The sequence below is a fragment of the Rhizobacter koreensis genome (assembly GCF_013366375.1).
GTDB lineage: Bacteria > Pseudomonadota > Gammaproteobacteria > Burkholderiales > Burkholderiaceae_C > Schlegelella_A > Schlegelella_A koreensis.
This window is the reverse complement of record NZ_JABWMJ010000008.1, coordinates 259,233-282,503: the sequence shown is the minus strand read 5'-3', so window position 1 is coordinate 282,503 and position 23,271 is coordinate 259,233. Positions and strand designations below refer to the sequence as shown.

Here is a 23,271-nt window from a genome sequence, read left to right as displayed (position 1 = left end):
CTGTTGGGAAGGAAATCGAGCGGCCGCGTCAGATCGGCTTGCTCGCGTCGGGCTGGCTGGCGTAGTACGCGTTCACGCGCGCGCTGATCGCGTCGTGCTCGGGGTGCCGCGGGTTGCTGTAGGCAGGGTGCGCGAGCAGTTCGTTGATGCCGGGATTGCCGCGGGAGCCGAGGTCACCCTGCGGGGGCGCGTCCTCGCGCAGCTGGGCACCGATCCGGGCGAGCAGCTGGATCACGGCGGGCTTGTTCTGCAAGTCACGAACGACGCTCTCGCCGAGGTCGGCGCCGAACTGCGCGACCGCACGCTCGGCGTTCTGCAGGTTCGTGTCGAACGCGCCCTCGGTTGGCCACACGCTGCGCAGCGTCGCCTCGGCGGCATGCGCGTCTGCGGCCTGGGCTCCGGCAACCAGGCGCGGCGCCTCCTGGAAGTACTTGCCCATGACGAAATCGAGCTGCTTCTGGCTGAAGCCCATCTCGTGCGCCTCGGCCTGGAACGCCTTGAACTCGGGCGCCGCCGGGTCGAACGCGCCGGCGAGCTCCTCGGGGACGTCGATCACGTAGTCGTCCGGGGCTGCCGGCCGACCGCTGGCGCTGCCCATGCGGGACTCGAGCGCGCGGTAACCCTCGGCCAGCTTCGCCATCGAGGCGTCGCGGTCGACGCTGCCGTCGGCGGCCTTGACGCGGTACTTGCTCGGGATCGCGGCCAACGGGTCGCTCGGCGCCGGCGCGGCTGCCGTCGGCTGAGCACCAGGCGCTGCGGGGGCGGCAGTGCCGGGCGCTGCAGTGCTCGCCTGGGGCGTACTCGGGGCAGCGCTCGCCGCGGGGGCCGCGGGCGCCGCGGGCGCCGGTGCCGCGTCTGCGAAGTCGCTCAAGAAGTCATCCATGTGTCATCGCTTCAGGTGAAGGTGAGTCGGGAAAGGTGCGACGCCCCGAGGCGTGCGGCGGAGATGTGCTCCGCCAAAGTGCGAGCGGCGACGCGGGGTTGCGGGCGCAGCCCGGCGGCTTCCGCCCAGCGGTCCGCCGTCGGAGGAATAGGTGCGCGCGCATCAGCGAAGCCACCCCATGAGGACCGCTCCGACGAGCACGACCGTGACGCACCAGCACACGCGCTGGATCAGCGCCCATTGCATGCGGCTACGCGGTTCGCCGCGGGCAGACGCGGGCTGCGAGGCTTCGGGCCTCTCGCGCATGCGCGCGCCCGACGAAAACGCGCGCGGAGCGCTGCGGCGCAGGAGGGTTTGTCGACGCCCAGAGCCGTCCATCAGGCCTCCACCACCGCCACGTTGATCCCAAGCTCTGCGGCGATCTGCGAGAGAGCACGGTCGCGGCCGTCGCGGTACTTTTGGTAGTCCCGATCGGTGAAGTCGCGGGGCACGCCGGGGGTCCACTCGATCACGGCGCACATGACAGCTCCCGGCTTCGGTCGTGCGACGGACAGGTGCGCCGTGTAGCGACCGACGGACCACGTCCGGGTGATGGCGGGTTCGGCGCTCATGTGCCGACTGCATCCATGGGGCTGATGCCAACTGGTTCCACCCTAAAGGGTGTGGAACCTATTGGCACCAACACTGCCGCGAGTGCCGACTGGTGCTTGGAACCTGTTGGAATCATTCGGCACCTCTCGGCAGGCCAGGCAATGCGACGATTCCGCCAGCCTCGATCAAACGACCGTCCATGACCATCTTCTTGATCTCCTTGTAGACGGAGGACTTGACGTACCGGTCCGCGAAGTGCTCGACCACGCGACCCTTGAGGCACCCGGTACCGCGAGCGCTCAAGAATTCGACGATGGCGCCAGCGATCTCGCTTTGGCGCTTTGCTTGCCGCTTTGCTGGGGCGTCCGTCGACACGACCACGCACGAACCGCGCTCGCGGCCCCACAGGTTGCTACCGAGCATCACGGACTCGAGTCGGAAGCCGTAGCGGTCTCCCTTGCCGGGCAGATCGCGCTGCTTGGTGATCTCCGCCACGCGCGAACCCGTGGCCTCGTCCGCGGTGATCTCGATCTCGGTCTCGATCGCTGCACGCATGCCCGACCAGCCGCGCATGCCCTTCGCCTGGTCCTTGCCTGTGTGGTGGATCCAGAGAAAGCTAGCGCCGGTCGCGCTGATGATGGCGCTCGTGTTCTGCATCACGACGCCCATGTCCTGCCCGCTGTTCTCGTTGGCGCCAGCGCTGATTCGAGCGAGCGTGTCGCCGATGATGAGCGAGCACTTGATGCCGAGCCGAGCCTCGATTTGGGAGATCAACGTCAGGACGGCGACGATGTCCGCCTCGCCGTCGTAGAGGTTGATTGGCGACTGGACGATGGCGAAGCCCGGGACTCGGACGCCGTGGAACCGCTGATACGCACGCAAGCGAAGGCGCACCGAGTTGGCGGCCTCGGTCGCAAGGTAGACGACCAACCCGCCTGCGACATTCCTGCCCATCCAGGCCTGCGCGCGCGCAACTGCCGCGCCAATGTCGATCGCGAGGAAGGTCTTGCCCGAGTTGGAATCGCCGTAGAGCACCGCCATCGCGACTCGACCGATCACACCCTCGACTAGCTCGTCGTCGAACGTCTCGTCGCCGTCGTCCAGCTCGTCCGCCAAGACGTAGGAGAGGGGACGCACCAGGGGTGCGCTGTCGTCGCACCGGTCCTCCTTGCGCTCAAAGCGGCGCACCGCCGCGTGCGCTCCGCCAGCGGCGGCGATCTCGCTGTCGTACGCGCGCACGCCGCCGGTCACGAGCGGACCTCCTGGCGAAGCATCCCGATCCGCGCCGCGGCGACCATCAGGCGCTCGCGCGTCGGTTCGTCTAGGGCCTGACCGCGCGCCATGTCGGAGCCACACACGAACATCAGCGTCATCTCGTCGTCGAGCAGCTCCAGCGCCTGATTGGCCGTGATGAGCCGGCGTCTCTTCAGTGGGGAAGCCGAGTGCTCCCGCGGCGGAAACAGGTCTTCCAGCTCGAGCCCGACGGCGTTCGCGATCTGCTCGGGGCCGCAACCCTCCTTCCAGCACTTGAGCAACACGCAGCCGTTGTCGCCCACGCCGATCGAGAGGGTCGAGCGGTTGCGCTCGCCGCAGACCGGACACGCACAGCGCCAGCGATCCCGGCCGTTCGGCCGCGGGTTGTCCAGGCGCGCGAGCAGCGAGTCGACAGCGCTCATGCTTTCGGAGCCACCTGCTCTCTGAGGTGCTGCTCGATGGCGGCGGCCCATGCATAGGCCCGCTGCCACGCGCCGGTTTTGATGAGCTCAAGGTTCGAGGCCAGTGCGTCGTACATCAATCCGCAGTTGTCCGGCTCCGCCCGGATGCGCTCGACCAGCTTGGCGGCATCGGCGAAGCCAGCGGCGGTGTGCAGATCCGGCACCATGCTCGCGAATAGGGAGTCGCGAAGCGCCCGCAGTCGCAGGAGCTGCTCGGCGTCGCTCAACGGCTCGCCGGCGTTGAAGAGCTGGCTCATCCGCGACCCCACGTGACCTTGCGCAGCACCGGAACGAGCTCGGCGCCCTTGGTGCCGTAGCCTGGCCGCGGAAGGACGTTCCAGCGCTGCAGCTGCGCCTCAAGGCTGGAGACGCTGGTGAAGCGCATCACCCGCGGGGCGCCGAACGGCGTCAGCCCGAAGGTGACGTCGACCACCGGAACGCCGCCATCGCCTTCGGCAACGCTGAGCGCCCGCCCTTCCGAGCCCAGTGCCTGCGCGATGGGCATCAGCTGCTCGCGGAGCTTGTCGGCGGCGTTCACGACAGCCTCCCCGTCTTCTTGGCGCGCTCGACGCGGCTGCGCAGCAGCTGGGCCGGCTCCGGCTTGGCTTCGTTCTGGCGGGGCATTGCCGCGACCGCCGCCTCGAGCTCGGCACGCGGCCAGCGCAGCAGCCGTGGCCCGAGCACGATGGGCTTCGGGAACCACGCTTCGTGCCGCAGCGTGTGGAAGCGGCGCACCGACACGCCGAGCGCGAGCGCAGCCTGAACGTCGTTCAGGAGGATTGGTGCGGGGGAAGCGCTGGCGGACAGCGCCCGGCTGCCGGCGCTGCCGCCCTGGGGAAGTTGGCGGACTTCATGTCTGCCCGTGGCTTGCTGCTGTAGCACTACACAGTCTCCTTGGCGTCCCTAATTCGGGACTGGGGGAGACTGTGAAGATCAGCGGCCTAACTGGCGAGATGACACGTAATCAAAGCCTGTCACCCCGCAACGCGTCGTTTTCTATCCCGAGCCTGCACGGCGCCACTTGAGGCACCTCCGAAGCGGACGTACTGAACGCTGGCGCCTAACATCCTGGCGCGCAAGTGAGCGAAAAACTCCTCGGGACCCATGCCGTGCGGCAAGCGATCGTCTGCCCAGTCGCGGCCGTGCTCCTTCCATCGGAACACGTTGCGCCGGCTTACGGCGAACGCACGCTGAACAGTGACGATCGGCGTCGGATCAATGTAGGCAGCGCCGCGGCGACTAAGACAGAAGCGCAGGTACGTTCCCGCCTCCTCAAGGCATGCCTTGACCGCAGCCGGATTTGGACTCTCCCCTCGACGACGGGGTAACGGCGTGAACAGCGATGACGCCTCCTTCGCCTGCATCTGCTCGAACGCGACCAGCATCGCCCTTGCGACGTCAGGCTCTACGCGCTCAGCGTCGCCTCGCAGGTATTCCGCGAGGTGCTCGGCAATCGCGTCGCGGGTATCTGCCCAGTTCTCGGGCGACTCGCCGGTCACGAGCCGGGCGTGCGCTGCCTCCAGGAAGCGCAGATAGCCTCCTGTCGGCTTTCGACGCACGCTCGTGACCATCAGTCGCGCTAAGGAGCAGTCGCGCCCAAGCTCGGCGTCATGTGCGTTCACCTGATGCGTTCATAACGCGGGCCAGGAGTTCACTCGCAACGCGTTGCGCTTTGGCGCTCGGCTTCCGCTCCAGGGCTTCAAGCTGATCAAGCTCCTCGAGAGCATCCAACCAGCGCCGCCGGAACTCGGCCTTGTGCCTCCCGAGTGCCTCGGGCATTTCGAACTCGGGGTTCTGAAGCCGCTCGCGAAACTGGTGGCGCTCCTCACGATCTAGATGAGCGAACGCGGCGGCCAAACCTGCCTCGCGCAGACCATAGTGGCGCTTGAACCACTGCAGGCGCTCGCGCTCGTTCAGCGGCTCAGCCATGGCTTGCCTCCCGTTGGCACACGGGCGACAAGAGCCAGGCCTCAGCCGTGCCCCGGATCGGGTCGGCATCCTCGAACTCAGCGAGGCAGGTCTCTGCGATCCAGCCAATGCGACAGAGCTGGTTGCGCAGCGCGTCGACCAGGACCACCGACGCCTCGTCGGGTGGCACGTCCGCGAAGTAAGCCAGGCGGTCCGCATGATGGGCGACGCCGGCGATTTCTTCGAGCATCTTCGCGATCCACTCCACGCGATGCCCCGGTTCAGCCTTAGGTACGATCTTGGAAGCCATGATGTGCGGTCCTTTCAGAGTTGCACGTGGTGGTTAGGGGCCGCTCGATGTGTCCAGCATCGTTCGGCCCCGACTTGCCTCAGTACCGCTGAGGCACCCGGTTCTGTCGAATCGCCCAAATCGCGCCGAGCGCCGCCACGATCCACAGGACGAAGCCAAGCAGCAAGCCCGTCGCGACCGACATGCGCTGCACGCATTGGCTGAGCGCCAGGAACCCGATCGGGTTCACGGCCAACATGGCAATGAGCAGCTCGCCGAGCGTGACCTTGCGATGGCCGATTCTCATTTCGTGTCCCCTGGTTCGCGTGCCTTATCGATCCGCGCTCGAATCCATGGCGCCCCGCCCAGCCGCGTGACCTTCTCGCGCTGCGCCGGAGTGAGCCGAATCGGATAGATCACGCTCTCGGCGCCGTCCTGCAGGGGTTTGCGCCCTTGCCCTCGTCCGGCGCCACCGTGGGTGTTCTTCGGCTTTTCCATGCGCAGAACAGTATCACGTATTCAAGTGAACGCAAGGGATATTTGTAACTCTTTATCAAGCGATGACGTTGCCGCCGCCGGCGGACGCGGCGGCGGACTGAATGGGCGTCGCGAACGATCATCCCCTAGCTCTTGGCGGATGCCGCGTCCGCCGTGCGCGCTCGTCACGCAGCGCGCAACGGCACGATGTTGGATGCGTAGGGCTGCGCAAGGAACCCAGCCCACGCCTCGAGCAGCGCTCGCCGCTCCTCATTGAACTGCGCGCGGTTGTAGGCCGCGCGGACGCGGTTCTTCTCCTCGTGCGCGAGGCAAGCCTCGATGACGTCGGGCCGGGCTGCGCCGGTCTCGTTTGCCCACGTCGAGAAGGTCGCGCGACACAGCCCGTGCACCGTCGTGCGATCGCGCATGCCGAGGCGATCGAGCACGGTCAGCATCGCCATGTTCGACATGGGCCGGTCGGCAAGCATCGGCGACGGGAACACGTACCGCGGATCGAGCCCACGCTGCCCCTGCAGCACTGCGAGCGCCGCGGGCGACAGGTGCACCGTGTGCTCCTCCTTCGCCTTCATGCGGTCCTTGGGGATGACCCACAGCGCACCGTTGAGGTCGAACTCGGCCCAAGTCGCGAGCAGTGCCTCGCTCGTGCGGCTGGCGGTGAGCACCGCGAACTCGAGGCACCTCGCGGCGATGCCTTCCGCTTGGCGCAGTCTCTCCATCAGCGCCGGCGCCTCTCGATACGGGAGCGCCTTGAGCTGGCCCGCGTCGCCGCGCGGCATGGCTTCGCGCATCTTGCGACGGATGGCCGCGGCAGGGTTCGTGGTGCAGTGCCCGTGGAAGATCGCGTCCTCGAACACGGAGTCGAGGCGCTGCCGAACTCTCTGCAGGGTCTCGGGTACGCGCTCGCGGGGGTCTGCAAGGGAACGAACGGTGGAGAGCCCCGCCAAGAGCGCGGGAGCCTCAATCGAGGCTATCGGTGCGTGCCAGAGCGCCTCCGGAACATGGTGCTCGAGCGAGGCGATCCACTGCGCAGCGTGCTTCGTGGTGCGCGTCGGCTCGATCACTCGCTCGTGATACCCGCGAGCTGCCCGTGCAAGGGTCAGGTGCTGCCGCTGTTGCTCTGCCTTCGCTTCCTCGACCGCGCGCCGGGCGGCCTCGCGCCGGCCGTCGCGCTCGTCAATGGGGTCGATGCCCTGCCGCAGGAGCTCGCGCGCGGCATGCGCCTGGCTTCGGGCGGTGGTGAGGCTCTCGCCGGCTTGCTTGGCGCTGCCGCGGTGCGCGGCGCCGAGTCCCATCTCGGGCCGGCGACCGCTTGCAGCCGTGAATCGGAACACCCAAGACGCGGACGCATCGCGCACTCGAAGCAGCAGTCCACCGCCGTCCGTGAGGTCGCCGTCACCGGCCGCGAGCACCTCGCGCGTGGTTAGCTGATGGAGCTTTGCAGCCGCTTGGATTCGAGCCATCGCGATCCTCTGTCGACGTTCTGTCCGCCAGCCAGTCCGCCAGAAACAGGCGGAGTTCTGCTGGAGCCTTGTTGCACGTTGCGTGCACTAAGGTCAGTGTCGATCAGGAGAAAAGCGTAGTCAAATCAACTACTTAGGACTTCTCCGCCTGCACGCTAACTGCACTGTGCTGCACGTTAGCGGGGGAGTATCCTGGCGGAGCCGGAGGGATTCGAACCCTCGAGGCAGGTTTTGCCCACCTACTCCCTTAGCAGGGGAGCACCTTCGGCCACTCGGTCACAGCTCCGCGGAAGACGCGATTCTAGCTTGCCTGCGAGCCGATTCCGGCGGCCGCGCCTTCGGTGCGTGCCGGGGGCTGGTCGAGCTCGAAGGCCTTGTGCAGGGCGCGCACGGCGAGCTCCATGTACTTCTCGTCGATCACGACGCTGGTCTTGATCTCGCTAGTCGTGATCATCTGGATGTTGATGCCCTCGTTGCTGAGCACGCTGAACATGCGGCTCGCGACGCCGACGTGCGAGCGCATGCCGATGCCGACGATCGACACCTTGCAGATGCGGTCGTCGCCGACGAGGCCGCTGGCGCCGACCTGCGGCAGCACCCTCGTCTTGAGCAGGTCCATCGTGCGTGCGAACTCGTTGCGGTGCACGGTGAACGAGAAGTCGGTCTTGCCGTCGTGCGACACGTTCTGGATGATCACGTCGACGTCGATGTTGGCCTCGGCCACCGGCCCCAGGATCAGGTGGGCGATGCCCGGCTTGTCGGTCACGCCGAGCAGGCTGATCTTGGCCTCGTCGCGGTTGAACGCAATTCCCGACACAACGGCTTGTTCCATGTTCTCGTCTTCCTCGAAGGTGATCAGCGTTCCGGAGCGGGATTCCTCGTCGATGTCGATGTCCCACGGCGTGAAGCTCGACAGCACGCGCAGCGGCACGCGGTACTTGCCGGCGAACTCGACCGAGCGGATCTGCAGCACTTTCGAGCCGAGGCTCGCCATCTCGAGCATCTCCTCGAAGCTCACGGTGCTGAGCCGGCGCGCGTCGGCGACGATGCGCGGGTCGGTGGTGTAGACGCCGTCGACGTCGGTGTAGATGAGGCACTCGGCGGCCTTCAGCGCCGCGGCGATCGCGACCGCCGAGGTGTCGGAGCCGCCGCGGCCGAGCGTCGTCACGTGGCCCTGCGCATCGGCGCCCTGAAAGCCCGTGATCACGACCACCTTGCCCGCGTCGAGGTCGGCCCGCACGCGGCTGTCGTCGATGTGCTGGATGCGCGCCTTGGTGTACGAGGCGTCCGTCGAGATCGGCACCTGCCAGCCGGTGTAGCTCACCGCCGGAACGCCTTCGGCCTGCAGGGCGATCGCCAGCAGGCCGACCGAGACCTGCTCGCCGGTCGACGCGATCATGTCGAGCTCGCGCAGCAGTTCGGAGGTGGTCGCCGCCGGCTGCAGTTCGCGGGCCAAGCCGAGCAGCCGGTTGGTCTCGCCGCTCATCGCAGAAGGCACGACGACCATCTGGTGGCCTGCCCGCACCCACTTGGCGACCCGCTTGGCGACGTTGCGAATGCGCTCGGTCGAGCCCATCGACGTTCCGCCGTACTTGTGAACGATGAGTGCCATGGGTGCTTGGAACCGATCCTGCAGGGTGGAAATAAAACGCCCGCGGGCCGGAAACCGGAACGTCGGGCAACCGGCATTCTAAATCGGCGCCCGAGGCTCCCAGCCCAGCGCGTACTGCGGGGCGCCGGGTGGTGCGAGCGCCCGCGCGTCGAGTCCGAGCCCGGGCACGAAGACGAGCTCGCCGGCGCTGAAGACGAGCGGCCCCGTGCGCTCCCACTCGGGCAGTGCCACGGCCTGGTATTGCTTCTTCAGCGGGCGCGGGGGTCGGCCCGGGCCGAGCTGGAAGCGCTCGCCGCCTTCGCGCAGGCGGAGCTCGAGACGCTCGAGACGCTGCGCAGCGACGCCGCCGCTGTCGACGCGGTCGACGTGAAGCGCGCCGTTCCAGATCGGGACGTCGTAGCTGCCCGGACCCGCGATGGCGAGCGTGACCACCGGTCGCGTGGGCAAGCGGCTGTCGCCCCTTCGTCGCCCATCCGTGCCCTTGCCCCCAAGCGACGCGTCGCCACTCGCAGGCCCCGACGCGTCCGGCCCACCGGTGCGCGCGACGACGAGCCGCCCGCGATAGCTGCGCAGTTCCAGGTCGCCCCAGGGCCACCGCGCGGCGCGATCGGTGCCGAGCTCGTCGAGCAGCCGCTGCGTGAGGCTCTGCGGCGGTGCGACGCCGCCATGCCCGGCGAGCCAGTGGCGCAAGGCGAGGCTGCGCCGCGCCGGCGAAAGATCGCGCCAGCGGGCCAGGTCGATCGCACCGGCATCGCCGACTCGCACCAGGTCTTCGGCAGCGACTTCGTCGAGCACCGCCGCCGCATCGGCGCTCCAGCGCGCCGAGGTCGCCAGCGCCGCTTCGGCCTGCGGCCAGGCGGCGGTCAGCTTCGGCCACACCGCATGGCGCAGGCGGTTGCGCGCGAAGCGCGGGTCGGCGTTGCTGTCGTCGTCGACATGCTCGAGCGCGTGCGCCGCGACGTAATGCTCGATCGCTTCGCGCGGGCGGTCGAGCCACGGCCGCGCCCAGACGAGGCCCGCCCGCTCGACTTGGCGCGGCATGCCGGCGAGCCCGCGCGCGCCGCCGCCGCGCAGCGCCTGCAGCAGCAGCGTCTCGGCCTGGTCGCGGCGATGCTGGCCGAGCAGGACGAGGCTCGCTCCGTGCGCGAGCGCCATTCGGCGCAGCGCGGCATAGCGCGCGGTGCGCGCCCACGCTTCGACGCTCTCGCCGGCGGACGGGCGTCCGGCCAGCCGCTCGGCCGCGAACACGAGACCGGGCCACGTCGCGGCCCAGCGCGCGCATTGCCGCTCGCAGTGCGCGAGCCACGCGTCGGCATGCGGACTCAGCCCGTGGTGGACGTGCAGCGCCACCACGTCGACGCCGTGCACGACGGCGGCGACCAGCGTCGCGTGGAGCAGCGCCGTCGAGTCGCGCCCGCCGCTGTAGGCGACAGCAACGCGCGGGCGCGTCACCGCACCGTCACGGCCGCACGCTGGTCTCGGTCGTGTCGTTGAAGCGGCCGTACGACTGCAGGCGGTCGTAGCGCCGCTGCATGAGGTCGCGGATCGGCAGGTCGCTCACCTGGCGCAGCGCGTCGTTGAGTGCGCGCTTCAGGAACGCGGCCATCTGCGGCATGTCGCGGTGGGCGCCGCCGACCGGCTCGTTGACGATCTTGTCGACGAGGCCGAGCGCCTTGAGGCGATGCGCGGTGATGCCGAGCGCCTCGGCAGCCTCCGACGCGCGCTCGGCGGTCTTCCAGAGGATCGAGGCGCAGCCTTCGGGCGAGATCACCGAGTAGATCGAGTACTGCAGCATCAGCACCTGGTCGCCGACGCTGAGGGCGAGCGCGCCGCCCGAGCCGCCCTCGCCGATGATGGTGACGATGATCGGCACCTCGAGCTGCGCCATCTCGAAGATGTTGCGGCCGATCGCTTCCGACTGGCCGCGCTCCTCGGCGCCGATGCCCGGATAGGCCCCGGGCGTGTCGACGAAGCTGAACACCGGCAGGCTGAACTTCTCGGCCAGCTTCATCAGGCGCAGCGCCTTGCGGTAGCCCTCGGGGCGCGACATGCCGAAATTGCGCAGGCCCCGCTCCTTGGTGTCGCGGCCCTTCTGGTGGCCGAGCACCATGCAGGCCTGCCCGTTGAAGCGCGCCAGCCCGCCGACGATCGACAGGTCGTCGGCGAACGCGCGGTCGCCGTGCAGTTCCTGGAAGTCGGTGAAGATCTCGCTCACGTAGTCGAGCGTGTAGGGCCGCTGCGGATGACGCGCGATCTGCGTCACCTGCCAGGGCGTGAGCCCCGCGTAGATGTCCTTCGTCAGCAGCAGGCTCTTCTTGCTGAGGCGGTCGATCTCGTCCGAGATGTCGACCGCGGACTCGTTCTGCACATAGCGGAGCTCCTCGATCTTCGATTCGAGTTCGGCGACCGGCTGTTCGAAGTCGAGGAAGTGTCGTTTGCTCATCGTGTCTCCGTCAGGCACACGCCCGGCAAGCTGGGCCGGGACGCGGCTCGTCAGTAGTCGACCGGCAGAGGGTCGAGGCTGCGCCAGATGTACCAGGTCGCGACCGAGCGGAACGGCGACCAGGCGTCGCCGACCTCGCGGGCCTCGGCGCGGGACACCGGCTCGCCACTGAAGTAGTTGAGGCTGATTCCCTTGATCAGCCCGACGTCGTCGAGCGGCAGCACGTTCGGCCGCATCAGGTGGAAGATCAGGAACATCTCGGCGGTCCAGCGCCCGATGCCGCGAATCGCCACGAGTTCCTCGATGATGGCCTCGTCGTCCATCTCCTGCCACTGGCCGACGTGCACGGCGCCGGACTGGAAATGCTGCGCGAGGTCGCACAGGTACTCGACCTTGCGCGCCGACAGGCCCGCAGCACGGATCTGCGGCGCGTCGAGCGCCAGCACGTCGGCCGGCATCAGGCGCGACGATCCGTTGGTGGTGAGCGCAAGAAAGCGGTCCCACACCGACTGCGCGGCCTTTACCGAGATCTGCTGGCCCACGATCGAACGGGCGAGCGTCGTGAAGGCATCGCCGCGGCTCTGCAGGCGCCCTTGCCCGAACTTCGGGATCAGCTTGCGCATGACGCGGTCGCGCTTGGCGAGGTGCTTGCAGGCGTCGTCCCAATAGGGCGCGCTCTGCGGTACGCCGCCGAGGTCGCTGTCGGTCATGCGCGCATCCACGTGGTGCCACGTGGCGAATCCTGGAGGACGATGCCCTGCGCGGCGAGCTCGGCGCGAATCGCATCGGCACGCGTGAAGTCACGCTCGCGCTTGGCCGCGGCACGCGCCTCGATGCGTTCGGCGATCGCCTGCTCGTCGAGGGCGGCTTCAGCGGCCGCCTGCGACGACGTCGCGGTCTGCAGGTACGCGCGTGGAACCTGCTGCAGCACGCCGAGCGTCGCACCGAGTCCGCGCAGCAGCTGCGCCGTCGCGACCGAAGGCTCGCGGTTCAGCTCGCCCGCGAGCTCGAACAGCACCGCGAGCGCCTGCGGCGTGTTGAAGTCGTCGTTCATCGCCGCCCGGAACTCGGCGGCCCGCGGCTCGCTCCAGTCGATGCCCTGCCCCGCTGCAGCGCCGCCGGGGTCGGGCAGGTCGGCCGCGCCATCGAGCGCGGTGTAGAGGCGGCGCAGCGCGTGCCGCGCATCGTCGATGTTGGCGGCGCTGAAGTTGAACGGGCTGCGGTAGTGCGTGCGCAGCAGGAAGAAGCGCAGCGTCTCGCCGTCGCAGTGGCGCAGGACGTCCCGAATGGTGAAGAAGTTGCCGAGCGACTTCGACATCTTCTCGTCGCCCAGATTGAGCAGACCGTTGTGCATCCACACGTTGGCGAAGCGGGTGCCGCTCGCGCCCTCGCTCTGTGCGATCTCGTTCTCGTGATGCGGGAACTGCAGGTCCTGGCCGCCGCCGTGGATGTCGAAGTGATCGCCGAGCAGCGCCTTGCACATGGCCGAGCACTCGATGTGCCAGCCCGGCCGGCCGCGACCGAACGGGCTGTCCCACTTGGCGTCGTCGGGCTCGTCGTCCTTGGCGGCCTTCCAGAGCACGAAGTCGAGCGGGTCTTCCTTGCCGTCGAGCGTCGCGACGCGCTCGCCGGCGCGCAGCTGATCGATCGACTTGCCCGAAAGCTTGCCGTAGCCGGGGAACTTGCGCACCGCGAAGTTGACGTCGCCGTTCGACGAGCGGTACGCGAGGCCCTTGGCCTCGAGCGTGCCGATCATCTGCAGCATGGCGGGCACGTGCTCGGTGGCGCGTGGCTCGACCGTGGGCGGCTCGATGCCGAGCGCGGCGATGTCCTCGTGCATCGCCGCCGTCATCTCGTCGGCCAGCGCCCGGATCGACATGCCGCGCTCGAGCGCACGCCTGATGATCTTGTCGTCGATGTCCGTGATGTTGCGGACGTAGGTGACGCGATAGCCCAGCGTCCTCAGCCAGCGGACGGCGATGTCGAACGCCATCAGGAACCGTGCATGACCCATGTGGCAGAGGTCGTACACGGTGATGCCGCAGACGTACATGCCCACCTCGTGCGGCCGCAGCGACGTGAACGGCTCGGTGGTGCGCGTGAGCGTGTTGTGAATGCGAAGTGTCATGAGCCGAACGGCGCGATCTATTCAGGCTGCAAGCACTGGGTCAAGGGGAAGCGCGCGGCGGCTGCCGGCGGCAGGGGCGTCGGCACCCGATCGGCGCGTCGCCGGAGGGGCCTGCCCTACAATGAAATCAGTATAGCGGGGGCGGTCGGGCCGATGGCTCATCGCCGCCGCGCCACCCTCGAACCCGCCTTGCAGCCCGTGTATCGCCCATGACGCCAACGAGGTCGCTGCTCGGTTGCGTGCTGCTCGCGGCGTGCATTGGGGCCGCCCAGGCCAACGACCTGGACGAGGTCAACCGCTTGAACCGGGCCGGTCACCCCGACGCTGCGCTCACGCTCGCCGACCGCCTGCTCGCCCAGAACCCGAAGGATGCGCGGCTGCGCTTCGCCAAGGCCAACGTGCTGGCCGACCTGGGCCGTTCGCCGGAGGCGATCGCGCTGCTGCAGGGCCTCAACGAAGACTATCCCGAGCTCGCCGAGCCGTACAACAACCTGGCCTCGCTCTACGCGGCGGGCGGCGACTATGCGCGCGCCCGCGCCGCGCTGGAAGAAGCCCTGCGTGTGAACCCGGGCTATGCGGCGGCGCGCGAGAACCTCGGCGACGTCTACGCCATGCTCGCGGCCCAGGCGTACGCCGAGGCGCTGCGCCTCGAGCCGCGCAACACCGGCGTGCCGCCCAAGCTCGCGCTGGTGCGGCAGCTCGCGAAGCCGGCGAGCCCGCCTGCGCCGCGCGCGCCGGGCTGAACCATCAACGAACCAGACGAACAGGAGTTTCATCGATGACACGTGGTTTCAAGTGGGTGGCCGCGGCATGCGCGCTCGCCGGTGCGGCGATCGCGTCGCCGGCGCTCGCGCAGAAGGTCAAGCTGGCCACGACGGCGGGCGACATCGTGATCGAGCTCGACGCGCAGAAGGCGCCCAAGACGGTCGAGAACTTCCTCGGCTACGTGAAGTCCGGTCACTACGACGGCACGGTGTTTCACCGCGTCATCGAAAACTTCATGATCCAGGGCGGCGGCATGACGCCCGACCTGCGTCAGAAGCCGACCCGCGCGCCGATCGCGCTCGAGGCGCGCAACGGTCTGACCAATGTGCGCGGCAGCGTCGCGATGGCGCGCACCCGCGACCCCAACTCGGCGACCGCGCAGTTCTTCATCAACGTGAAGGACAACGCCTTCCTGAACGCCGAGCAGTCGCCGGACGGCAACGGCTACGCCGTGTTCGGCAAGGTCGTCTCGGGCATGGACGTGGTGGACAAGATCCGCGCCACCCCCACCGGCCCGGGCGACGTGCCGCTCACCCCGATGATCATCAAATCAGCCACCGTGGAGAAGTGACATGGGCAAGCAAGTCGAACTGCAGACCAACAAGGGCACCATCCGGATCGAGCTCGACGAGGAGAAGGCGCCCGAGACCACGCGCAACTTCATCGCCAACGTCGAGAGCGGCCACTACGACGGTACTGTCTTCCACCGCGTCATCAAGGACTTCATGATCCAGGGCGGCGGCTTCGAGGCGGGCATGAAGCAGAAGGCGACGCGCGGCACGATCAACAACGAGGCCAACAACGGCCTCAAGAACGATCGCTACACGGTCGCGATGGCGCGCACGTCCGACCCGCATTCGGCGAGCGCGCAGTTCTTCATCAACTCGGCCGACAACGCCTTCCTGAACCACAAGTCGCCGACGCCGTCGGGCTGGGGCTACGCGGTGTTCGGCAAGGTCGTGGAAGGCGCCGAGGTGGTCGACGAGATCCAGCAGGTGAAGACCGGCAGCCGCGGCGGCCACGGTGACGTGCCGGTCGAGGACGTCGTCATCACCAGCGCGCGCGTCGTCTCCTGACCGCGGCGTCGCGGCTGCAGCACACCGGCCGCGGGCGTCGCGCATGATCGCCGAGTTCGTCGCCCCCGCCGACTGGCACGCGGTCGACTTCATCAGCGACCTGCACCTCTCGTCCGATACGCCACGCACGTTCGACGCGTGGTCCGACCACATGCGGCACACCGATGCGGACGCGGTGTTCATCCTCGGCGACCTGTTCGAGGCGTGGGTCGGCGACGACATGCGCGAGGCACCTTTCGAGGCCGCGTGCGTCGACGTGCTGCGCGCCGCCGCGCGGCAGCGCGTGGTCGGCTTCATGGCCGGCAACCGCGACTTCCTGGTCGGCCCGGACATGCTGTCGGCGAGCGGGATGGTCGAACTCGCCGATCCGACCCGCATGGTGGCCTTCGACGCCGCCCTCCTCGTCACCCACGGCGATGCGCTCTGCCTCGACGACCACGACTACCAGCGCTTTCGCGCGCTGGTGCGCGACCCGGCGCAGCAGCAAGCATTCCTCGAGCGCCCGCTCGCCGAGCGTCTGGCGATCGGACGGGCGACGCGCCATGCGAGCGAGCAGCGTCGCGTCGAGACCGACGAGCAGCCGTTCGTGGACCTCGACGTAGCCGCGACGGTCACGCTGATGCGTGACGCGGGCGTCGCGACGCTGATCCACGGCCATACGCACCGTCCCGGCAGCAGCGAGCTCGCGCCCGGGCTCACGCGTCACGTGCTCACGGACTGGGAGCTCGACCACGCGTCCAGGCCCCGCGCCGAGGTGCTGCGCTGGCAGGCCTCGGGTCTGCTGCGCATGGCGCCGGCGCGCGGCGACCTCGCGGCATCTTGAGCCTCGGCTGGTGGCGCCAGTGGCGCCGCAAGCGCATCCTCGCGACCCGCGCCATTCCCGACGCGCTCTGGCAGGCGACGCTCGAGCAGTACCCGTTCCTGGCCGGCCGGCGCGCCGACGAGCGCGCGCGCCTGCGCGAGCTCGCGACGCTCTTCCTGGCCGCCAAGGAGTTCAGCGGCGCCGGCGGACTCGTCGTGACCGACGCGATGGCCGTCGCGATCTCCGCGCAGGCGTGCCTGCCGGTGCTCGAGCTCGGCCTGCAACGCTACGACGGCTTTGTCGGCATCGTCGTCCATGCCGACCCGGTGCTGGCGCGTCGCGAGCACGCCGACGACATCGGCGTCGTGCACGAATACGACGAGGAGCTGAGCGGCGAGGCGATGCACGGCGGGCCCGTCATGCTCGCCTGGAGCGACGTCGCCGATGCCGGCACGACCTCGGCCGAGGCCTACAACGTGGTGGTGCACGAGTTCGCCCACGTGCTCGACATGCACGGCGGCCTTACCGAAGGTGCGCACGAGCATCGCCGCGACGGCGCCCGCGGCGCCTGGCTGCAGGCGCTCGTCGACGAATACGACGCGTTCTGCGTCGGTCTGATCCGCCGTGACGAGAGCCTGCTCGACCCGTATGCCGGGGAAGCGGTCGAGGAGTTCTTCGCCGTCGCGGCCGAGGCCTTCTTCGTCGCGCCGCGCGCGCTGCAGATCGAGCGGCCGAAGCTCTACAACTTGCTGCGCGAGGTGTTCCGGCAGGATCCGGCGCTCACGCTCGCTTAAGCACTGCGAAGCCACGCCGCACGACAAAAAAAGGGGGAGCCGAAGCCCCCCTTTCTCTCGTGTCCCGTGCCGCGTCAGGCGGTCGCGGGCTCGGCCTTCGGCTTGTCGCTCTTCTTGGCCGGCGTGATGTCGAGCGACGGCTTGCCGTCCTCGTCGACGTCGACCGTGAGGCGACCGCCCTCGACGAGCCGCCCGAACAGGAGCTCGTCGGCCAAGGCACGACGGATCGTGTCCTGGATCAGGCGCTGCATCGGCCGCGCGCCCATCAGCGGATCGAACCCCTTCTTGGCGAGCTGCTTGCGCAGGCCATCGGTGAACGTGACCTCGACCTTCTTCTCGCCGAGCTGGCTCTCGAGCTGCAGCAGGAACTTGTCGACCACGCGCAGGATGATCTCCTCGTCGAGCGCCTTGAAGCTCACGATCGCGTCGAGACGGTTGCGGAACTCCGGCGTGAACAGACGCTTGATGTCGGCCATCTCGTCGCCCTGCTCGCGCGAGTTCGTGAAGCCGATCGTCGACTTGCTCATCGCCTCGGCGCCCGCATTCGTGGTCATGACGATGATCACGCTGCGGAAGTCGGCCTTGCGCCCGTTGTTGTCGGTCAGCGTGCCGTGGTCCATGACCTGCAGCAGCACGTTGAAGACGTCCGGGTGCGCCTTCTCGATCTCGTCGAGCAGCAGCACCGCGTGCGGCTTCTTCGAGACCGCCTCGGTCAGGAGGCCGCCCTGGTCGAAGCCGACGTAGCCCGGCGGCGCACCGATCAGACGGCTGACCGCATGGCGCTCCATGTACTCCGACATGTCGAAGCGGATCAGCTCGATGCCGAGGATGTATGCAAGCTGCTTGGCGACTTCGGTCTTGCCGACCCCGGTCGGACCCGAGAACAGGAACGAGCCGATCGGCTTGTCGGGACGGCCCAGACCCGAGCGCGCCATCTTGATCGCGGCGGCGAGCGCCTCGATCGCCGGCTCCTGGCCGAACACCACGCTGTTGAGGTCGCGGTCGAGCGTGCGCAGCTTCGAGCGGTCGTCGGTCGACACGCTGGCGGGCGGAATGCGCGCGATCTTCGCGACGATCTCTTCCACCTCGGAGCGCGTGATGGTCTTCTTCTGCTTGTTCTTGGGCAGGATCCGCTGCGCCGCGCCGGCCTCGTCAATCACGTCGATCGCCTTGTCGGGCAGATGACGGTCGTTGATGTACTTGGCCGACAGCTCGGCCGCCGCCTGCAGCGCCCCCGTGGCGTACTTGACGCTGTGGTGCTCCTCGAAGCGGGTCTTGAGCCCCTTGAGGATCTCGACGGTCTGCTCGACCGATGGCTCGATCACGTCGACCTTCTGGAAACGCCGCGACAGCGCCGCGTCCTTCTCGAAGATGCCGCGGTACTCGCTGAACGTGGTGGCGCCGATGCACTTGATCTGGCCCGAGCTGAGCGCGGGCTTGAGCAGGTTGCTCGCGTCGAGCGTGCCGCCCGAAGCGGCGCCGGCGCCGATCAGCGTGTGGATCTCGTCGATGAAGAGGATCGCGTCCGGCTGGTCGCGGAGCGCCTTCAGCACGCCCTTGAGGCGCTGCTCGAAGTCACCGCGGTACTTCGTGCCGGCGAGCAGCGCGCCCATGTCGAGCGAATAGACCACCGAGTTCGCCAGGACCTCGGGCACGTCGCCCTGCGTGATGCGCCACGCCAGACCCTCGGCGATGGCGGTCTTGCCGACCCCGGCCTCGCCGACCAGCAGCGGGTTGTTCTTGCGCCGGCGGCACAGCACCTGGATCACGCGCTCGACCTCGTGCTCGCGACCGATCAGCGGATCGATCTTGCCGTCGCGCGCCATCTGGTTGAGGTTTTGCGTGAACTGGTCGAGCGGCGATCCCTTGCCGTCGCCTTCTTCCTTGTCGCCGTCGCTCGACGCCGGGCTCTCGCCGGGCTTGGCGGGCTCCGGGGCATCGCTCTTCTTGATGCCGTGGGCGATGAAGTTGACCACGTCGAGACGCGTCACGCCCTGCTGGTGCAGGTAGTAGACGGCATGCGAATCCTTCTCGCCGAAGATCGCGACCAGCACGTTGGCGCCGGTGACTTCCTTCTTGCCGCTGCCGGTGGACTGCACGTGCATGATCGCGCGCTGGATCACGCGCTGGAAACCCAGCGTCGGCTGCGTGTCGACCTCGTCGGCGCCGCCCACCGTGGGCGTGTTTTCCTTGATGAAGCCGAGCAGGCTCTTGCGAAGGTCGTCGACGTTCGCCGAGCACGCCCGCAGCACCTCGGAAGCGGAAGGATTGTCGAGCAGCGCCATCAGCAGGTGCTCGACGGTGATGAATTCATGGCGCTGCTGGCGTGCTTCCACGAACGCCATGTGCAGACTGACCTCTAGTTCTTGCGCAATCATGCGGACTCCATAATGCATTGCAGCGGGTGACCGCCACGCCGGGCGGCGGTCAGCACCAGTTCCACCTTGGTCGCGGCGATGTCCTTGCTGTAGACACCGCAGACCCCGCGACCGTCGTGGTGGATCTTCAACATGATCTGCGTCGCGGTTTCGAGATCACGTCCGAAATACTCCTGCAGAACCATGACGACAAACTCCATCGGCGTGTAGTCGTCGTTCAGCAGGACCACCTGGTACATCCGTGGCGGCTCCGTCTTGGCCGCCTGTCTCTCGGCGACGACGGCGCCCTGACCGTCGTCGCGAGCCGGCCGCGCAGGCGGTTGCGCTGGCGGCGGCGGCTTATCGGTGGGCATGTTTCATTCTATCGAGACGATCTTTCCAGGACCTGGTAGGGCATATAGCACTGCACGACTATTTCACAAGGGCAAACCGCGTGCGACACCGCCGGTCGTCGGTTCAGGGGATGAGCGGGGGAACGCCGGTGCGATCGGCCGTCGGTCTTCCATCAGGCTGACGTCAGTCGTGAGCCGCAAGCGCGTTCCGCTCGAAGTTGGGGCCGCCGGGGCGGGCATGCAAGTCCGGCGCCACTGCACCGCGTGAGGCTGCCGCCGGCGCGCTCATGGCGATTCGGGGTCCAAGCCCTCGATCGGCTTCTCGTCCTTCGGGCGCGGCGGGATCTCGACCACCTTGTCGGTGACCGCCTCGTCCTTGAAGCTGCCGGGCTGCTGCTCGCTGGCCTTGCGCTGCGCGTCCATCAGGGTGTCGCGCTGGGCGTCTGCCGCCCGATCAGCGGGCGGCGTCGATGAATCGTTCATGGCGGAGTCTCCTCGCTGGTTCGCCGGCAACCCGGCCTTCGCGGACGAGGTTATCCCGCCGCACCCGCCCTGCATTAGGGAAAGCCCATGCTCGGCGCGCCGGTACATCCTCGAACAATGAATCGGGTCGGCCTCCGCGGCGTGCGTCTGGCCAGCCCTCGAAGGAGCCCCCGCGTGAACGTTCCCCTGTCCCTGACCGTCAACGGCCGTGCGGTCGAGGCGAGCATCGACGCTCGCACCCTGCTGGTGCAGTTCATTCGTGACCACCTGCGATTGACCGGCACCCACGTCGGCTGCGACACGGCGCAGTGTGGCGCGTGCACCGTGCACCTCGATGGTCGTGCCATCAAGTCGTGCTCCATCCTTGCCGTGCAGGCGAGCGGCGGCGCCGTCACCACGATCGAGGGGCTCGCGCCGGCGGGCTCGCTGCACCCGATGCAGGAGGCCTTCCGCGAGTGTCACGGCCTGCAGTGCGGGTTCTGCACGCCGGGCATGGTGATGTCGGCGGTGCAGCTCCTCGCGGACCATCCCGACGCCGACGAGCACGCCATCCGCGAGGGTCTCGACGGCAACATCTGCCGCTGCACCGGCTACCAGAACATCGTCAAGTCGATCCGCTTCTGCCAGGCGCGCCAGCCGGCCGCCGCCGCGGAGAGCCACGCATGAGCGCGCCGAGCCGCTTCCAAGCGCTCGTCCTGGAGCGCACCGCGCGGAGGATCGTGCGATGAGCGACCTCTCCAATCCCCCCGTCGACACCCTGCAGAGCCCGATCGGGCAGCCGGTACGCCGGCGCGAGGACCAGCGCTACCTCACCGGCGCGGCACAGTACACCGACGACGTGATGCTGCATGGTCAGACCTACGGTGTCTTCCTGCGCTCGCCGTTCGCGCACGCGCGCATCGGCGCGATCCGTCTCGACGCGGCCAGGGCCGCGCCCGGCGTGCTCGCCATCTTCACCGGCGCCGACCTCGCCGAGGCGAAGGTCGGCGGCCTGCCCTGCGGCTGGCTGATCCACAGCAAGGACGGCACGCCCATGAAGGAGCCGGCGCACCCGGTCCTCGCGCAGGGCAAGGTGCGCCACGTCGGCGACCAGGTCGCTCTGGTGGTGGCCGAGAGCTACCTCCAGGCGCGCGACGCCGCCGAGCTGATCGAGGTCGACTACGAGGACCTGCCGGCGGTGGTCGACCTCGCCAGCGCCGCCGACGCCGAGGCGTCGGTGCACGACGACGTGCCCGGCAATGTCTGCTACGACTGGGGCCACGGCGACGCCGCCGCGGTCGACGCGGCATTCGCACGCGCCACCCACGTGACGACGCTCGACATCGTCAACAACCGGCTGATCCCGAACGCGATGGAGCCGCGCGCGGCCAACGCGGTCTACAGCCGCCACGACGACAGCTACACGCTGTACGTCGCCAACCAGAACCCGCACGTCGAACGACTGCTGATGTGCGCCTTCGTGCTCGGCCTGTCCGAATCGAAAGTGCGCGTGATCGCGCCCGACGTCGGCGGCGGCTTCGGCTCGAAGATCTTCCTCTACCCCGAGGAGACCGCGCTCGTCTGGGCGAGCAAGCGCGTCGGTCGGCCGATCAAGTGGACTTCCGACCGCAGCGAGGCGTTCCTCACCGACGCGCACGGCCGCGATCACGTCACGAAGGCCGAGCTCGCGACCGACGCCGACGGCAACTTCCTGGCGCTGCGCGTGAGGACCGTCGCCAACATGGGCGCCTACCTCTCGACCTTCGCGTCGAGCGTGCCGACCATCCTCTACGCCACCCTGCTCGCCGGCCAGTACAGGACGCCGGCGATCTACGCCGAGGTGAAGGCGGTGTTCACCAACACCGCGCCGGTCGACGCCTACCGTGGCGCCGGGCGCCCGGAGGCGACCTTCGTCGTCGAGCGGATCGTCGAGCAGGCGGCGCGCGAGCTGAAGATCGACCCGGCCGAGCTGCGCCGGCGCAACTTCATCACCGAGTTCCCGCACGTCACGCCGGTAGGCCTGACCTACGACGTCGGCAACTACGCGGCGCACCTCGACAAGGCGATCGCACGTGCCGACGTCGCCGGTTTCGCGGCGCGCCGCGCCGAGTCCGAGGCGCGCGGCAGGAAGCGCGGTCTCGGCTACTCGTGCTACATCGAGGCGTGCGGCCTCGCGCCGTCGAACGTCGCCGGCGCGCTCGGGGCGCGCGCGGGCCTCTTCGAGGCCGGCGAGGTGCGCGTGCACCCGACCGGCACGGTGACCGTGTTCACCGGCTCGCACAGCCACGGCCAAGGGCACGAGACGACGTTCGCGCAGGTCGTCGCGGGCCGCCTCGGCATCCCGGTCGAGAACGTCGAGATCGTGCACGGCGACACCGGCCGGGTGCCGTTCGGGATGGGCACCTACGGCAGCCGCTCGCTCGCGGTCGGCGGCAGCGCGATCGTCAAGGCGGTCGACAAGGTGATCGCCAAAGGCAAGAAGATCGCCGCGCACCTGCTCGAGGCTGCCGACACCGACATCGAGTTCGAGAACGGCGAGTTCAAGGTCGCCGGCACCGACAAGAAGGTCGCGTGGGGCAACGTCTCGCTCACCGCCTACGTGCCGCACAACTACCCGCTCGACAAGCTCGAGCCCGGCCTCAACGAGAACGCGTTCTACGACCCGGGCAACTTCACGTACCCATCGGGCACCTACATCTGCGAGGTCGAGGTCGACCCGGAGACCGGCAAGACCACGGTCGAGCGCTTCACCGCGGTCGACGACTTCGGCAACGTCGTCAACCCGATGATCGTCGAGGGCCAGGTGCAGGGCGGCATCGCCCAGGGCCTCGGTCAGGCCATGTTCGAGGCCTGCACCTACGACGCGTCCTCGGGTCAGCTGCTCACCGGCTCGTACATGGACTACGCCATGCCGCGCGCGATGGACCTGCCCAGTTTCGACGTGTCGACCACCGTCACGCCGTGCAGCCACAACCCGCTGGGCGTGAAGGGCTGCGGCGAAGCCGGCGCGATCGGCTCGCCCCCGGCGTTCATCAACGCCCTCACCGACGCCCTCGGCGTCGACTCGATCGCCATGCCCGCAACGCCCGAGCGCGTGTGGCGCGCGGCCAACCGCGTCGCCTGAGGGAGCCGGCC

28 protein-coding genes and 1 tRNA gene are annotated in these 23,271 nt (G+C 68.5%); 7 read left to right on the top strand and 22 right to left on the bottom strand.

Annotation, left to right across the window (positions count from 1 at the left end; all coding sequences use genetic code 11):
* Positions 1-28: 28 nt before the first annotated feature.
* The 19 genes from HQN59_RS17935 to cysS form a co-directional block, all read right to left on the bottom strand.
* Positions 29-706 carry a hypothetical protein gene (locus HQN59_RS17935; protein ID WP_176070483.1) on the bottom strand — a complete coding sequence of 226 codons (678 nt, stop codon included), beginning with the start codon at positions 704-706 and terminating at the stop codon, positions 29-31.
* 554 nt (positions 707-1,260) lie between these two features.
* Positions 1,261-1,494 (bottom strand): hypothetical protein, encoded by a 234-nt coding sequence (locus HQN59_RS17930; RefSeq protein WP_176070482.1) that lies wholly within the window; start codon positions 1,492-1,494, stop codon positions 1,261-1,263.
* A gap of 112 nt (positions 1,495-1,606) precedes the next feature.
* Positions 1,607-2,725, bottom strand: coding sequence for an AAA family ATPase (locus HQN59_RS17925; protein WP_176070481.1), 1,119 nt, complete (start codon positions 2,723-2,725; stop codon positions 1,607-1,609).
* A complete protein-coding gene (locus tag HQN59_RS17920; protein ID WP_176070480.1) occupies positions 2,722-3,150 on the bottom strand; it encodes a hypothetical protein in 429 nt (142 codons plus the stop codon). Before HQN59_RS17920 ends, HQN59_RS17925 begins: the two co-directional genes overlap by 4 nt.
* Positions 3,147-3,446 carry a hypothetical protein gene (locus tag HQN59_RS17915; protein ID WP_176070479.1) on the bottom strand — a complete coding sequence of 100 codons (300 nt, stop codon included), beginning with the start codon at positions 3,444-3,446 and terminating at the stop codon, positions 3,147-3,149. Before HQN59_RS17915 ends, HQN59_RS17920 begins: the two co-directional genes overlap by 4 nt.
* Positions 3,443-3,727: a hypothetical protein gene (locus HQN59_RS17910; RefSeq protein ID WP_176070478.1), complete on the bottom strand. Its 285-nt coding sequence runs from the start codon at positions 3,725-3,727 to the stop codon at positions 3,443-3,445. Before HQN59_RS17910 ends, HQN59_RS17915 begins: the two co-directional genes overlap by 4 nt.
* Positions 3,724-4,071 (bottom strand): helix-turn-helix transcriptional regulator, encoded by a 348-nt coding sequence (locus HQN59_RS17905; RefSeq protein ID WP_176070477.1) that lies wholly within the window; start codon positions 4,069-4,071, stop codon positions 3,724-3,726. Before HQN59_RS17905 ends, HQN59_RS17910 begins: the two co-directional genes overlap by 4 nt.
* A gap of 92 nt (positions 4,072-4,163) precedes the next feature.
* Entirely contained in the window at positions 4,164-4,811 is a 648-nt protein-coding gene (locus HQN59_RS17900) for a hypothetical protein (RefSeq protein WP_176070476.1), read from the bottom strand.
* A complete protein-coding gene (locus tag HQN59_RS17895; protein WP_176070475.1) occupies positions 4,798-5,118 on the bottom strand; it encodes a hypothetical protein in 321 nt (106 codons plus the stop codon). The genes HQN59_RS17900 and HQN59_RS17895 overlap by 14 nt, the downstream gene beginning before the upstream one ends.
* Positions 5,111-5,407: a hypothetical protein gene (locus tag HQN59_RS17890; RefSeq protein WP_176070474.1), complete on the bottom strand. Its 297-nt coding sequence runs from the start codon at positions 5,405-5,407 to the stop codon at positions 5,111-5,113. The genes HQN59_RS17895 and HQN59_RS17890 overlap by 8 nt, the downstream gene beginning before the upstream one ends.
* 79 nt (positions 5,408-5,486) lie before the next feature.
* Positions 5,487-5,693, bottom strand: coding sequence for a hypothetical protein (locus HQN59_RS17885; protein WP_176070473.1), 207 nt, complete (start codon positions 5,691-5,693; stop codon positions 5,487-5,489).
* Positions 5,690-5,884 carry a hypothetical protein gene (locus HQN59_RS17880; RefSeq protein WP_176070472.1) on the bottom strand — a complete coding sequence of 65 codons (195 nt, stop codon included), beginning with the start codon at positions 5,882-5,884 and terminating at the stop codon, positions 5,690-5,692. Before HQN59_RS17880 ends, HQN59_RS17885 begins: the two co-directional genes overlap by 4 nt.
* Before the next feature lie 164 nt (positions 5,885-6,048).
* Entirely contained in the window at positions 6,049-7,344 is a 1,296-nt protein-coding gene (locus HQN59_RS27055; RefSeq protein WP_176070471.1) for a phage integrase central domain-containing protein, read from the bottom strand.
* Between the two features lie 193 nt (positions 7,345-7,537).
* Positions 7,538-7,630, bottom strand: a tRNA-Ser gene (locus tag HQN59_RS17870).
* Between the two features lie 15 nt (positions 7,631-7,645).
* Complete coding sequence (locus HQN59_RS17865; protein ID WP_176070470.1) at positions 7,646-8,956, bottom strand: aspartate kinase; 1,311 nt, start codon at positions 8,954-8,956, stop codon at positions 7,646-7,648.
* 78 nt (positions 8,957-9,034) lie between these two features.
* Complete coding sequence (gene tilS, locus HQN59_RS26855; protein ID WP_176070469.1) at positions 9,035-10,408, bottom strand: tRNA lysidine(34) synthetase TilS; 1,374 nt, start codon at positions 10,406-10,408, stop codon at positions 9,035-9,037.
* Positions 10,409-10,415: 7 nt separating this feature from the next.
* A complete protein-coding gene (locus HQN59_RS17855; RefSeq protein WP_176070468.1) occupies positions 10,416-11,399 on the bottom strand; it encodes an acetyl-CoA carboxylase carboxyltransferase subunit alpha in 984 nt (327 codons plus the stop codon).
* Positions 11,400-11,449: 50 nt separating this feature from the next.
* A complete protein-coding gene (locus HQN59_RS17850; protein WP_176070467.1) occupies positions 11,450-12,109 on the bottom strand; it encodes a DNA-3-methyladenine glycosylase family protein in 660 nt (219 codons plus the stop codon).
* Complete coding sequence (gene cysS / locus HQN59_RS17845) at positions 12,106-13,527, bottom strand: cysteine--tRNA ligase (protein WP_176070466.1); 1,422 nt, start codon at positions 13,525-13,527, stop codon at positions 12,106-12,108. Before cysS ends, HQN59_RS17850 begins: the two co-directional genes overlap by 4 nt.
* A 209-nt stretch (positions 13,528-13,736) precedes the next feature.
* Here cysS and HQN59_RS17840 point away from each other — a divergent pair, with 209 nt between their 5' ends.
* From HQN59_RS17840 to HQN59_RS17820, 5 genes are read left to right on the top strand one after another with little or no spacing between them, the layout of a single operon-like run.
* Positions 13,737-14,270, top strand: coding sequence for a tetratricopeptide repeat protein (locus tag HQN59_RS17840; RefSeq protein ID WP_176070465.1), 534 nt, complete (start codon positions 13,737-13,739; stop codon positions 14,268-14,270).
* Between the two features lie 35 nt (positions 14,271-14,305).
* On the top strand, positions 14,306-14,863 hold the full coding sequence (locus HQN59_RS17835; protein WP_176070464.1) for a peptidylprolyl isomerase: 558 nt from the start codon (positions 14,306-14,308) through the stop codon (positions 14,861-14,863).
* A 1-nt stretch (position 14,864) separates the two neighbouring features.
* A complete protein-coding gene (locus HQN59_RS17830) occupies positions 14,865-15,368 on the top strand; it encodes a peptidylprolyl isomerase (RefSeq protein WP_176070463.1) in 504 nt (167 codons plus the stop codon).
* A gap of 43 nt (positions 15,369-15,411) precedes the next feature.
* The gene (locus HQN59_RS17825) at positions 15,412-16,191 is read left to right on the top strand and encodes a UDP-2,3-diacylglucosamine diphosphatase (RefSeq protein ID WP_176070462.1); all 780 of its coding nucleotides are present in this window, start codon (positions 15,412-15,414) and stop codon (positions 16,189-16,191) included.
* Complete coding sequence (locus HQN59_RS17820; RefSeq protein ID WP_176070461.1) at positions 16,188-16,964, top strand: M90 family metallopeptidase; 777 nt, start codon at positions 16,188-16,190, stop codon at positions 16,962-16,964. Before HQN59_RS17825 ends, HQN59_RS17820 begins: the two co-directional genes overlap by 4 nt.
* 74 nt (positions 16,965-17,038) lie before the next feature.
* Here HQN59_RS17820 and clpA read toward each other — a convergent pair whose 3' ends face one another.
* The 3 genes from clpA to HQN59_RS17805 all read right to left on the bottom strand — a co-directional run bounded on the left by clpA (position 17,039) and on the right by HQN59_RS17805 (position 20,157).
* Positions 17,039-19,342 carry an ATP-dependent Clp protease ATP-binding subunit ClpA gene (gene clpA, locus HQN59_RS17815; protein WP_176070460.1) on the bottom strand — a complete coding sequence of 768 codons (2,304 nt, stop codon included), beginning with the start codon at positions 19,340-19,342 and terminating at the stop codon, positions 17,039-17,041.
* Entirely contained in the window at positions 19,339-19,695 is a 357-nt protein-coding gene (gene clpS, locus HQN59_RS17810) for an ATP-dependent Clp protease adapter ClpS (protein ID WP_176070459.1), read from the bottom strand. Before clpS ends, clpA begins: the two co-directional genes overlap by 4 nt.
* Positions 19,696-19,959: 264 nt before the next feature.
* Complete coding sequence (locus HQN59_RS17805; protein WP_176070458.1) at positions 19,960-20,157, bottom strand: hypothetical protein; 198 nt, start codon at positions 20,155-20,157, stop codon at positions 19,960-19,962.
* A 174-nt stretch (positions 20,158-20,331) separates the two neighbouring features.
* Here HQN59_RS17805 and HQN59_RS17800 point away from each other — a divergent pair, with 174 nt between their 5' ends.
* Positions 20,332-20,823 (top strand): (2Fe-2S)-binding protein, encoded by a 492-nt coding sequence (locus HQN59_RS17800; protein WP_342451239.1) that lies wholly within the window; start codon positions 20,332-20,334, stop codon positions 20,821-20,823.
* Between the two features lie 58 nt (positions 20,824-20,881).
* A complete protein-coding gene (locus HQN59_RS17795; RefSeq protein WP_176070456.1) occupies positions 20,882-23,260 on the top strand; it encodes a xanthine dehydrogenase family protein molybdopterin-binding subunit in 2,379 nt (792 codons plus the stop codon).
* Positions 23,261-23,271: the final 11 nt, after the last annotated feature.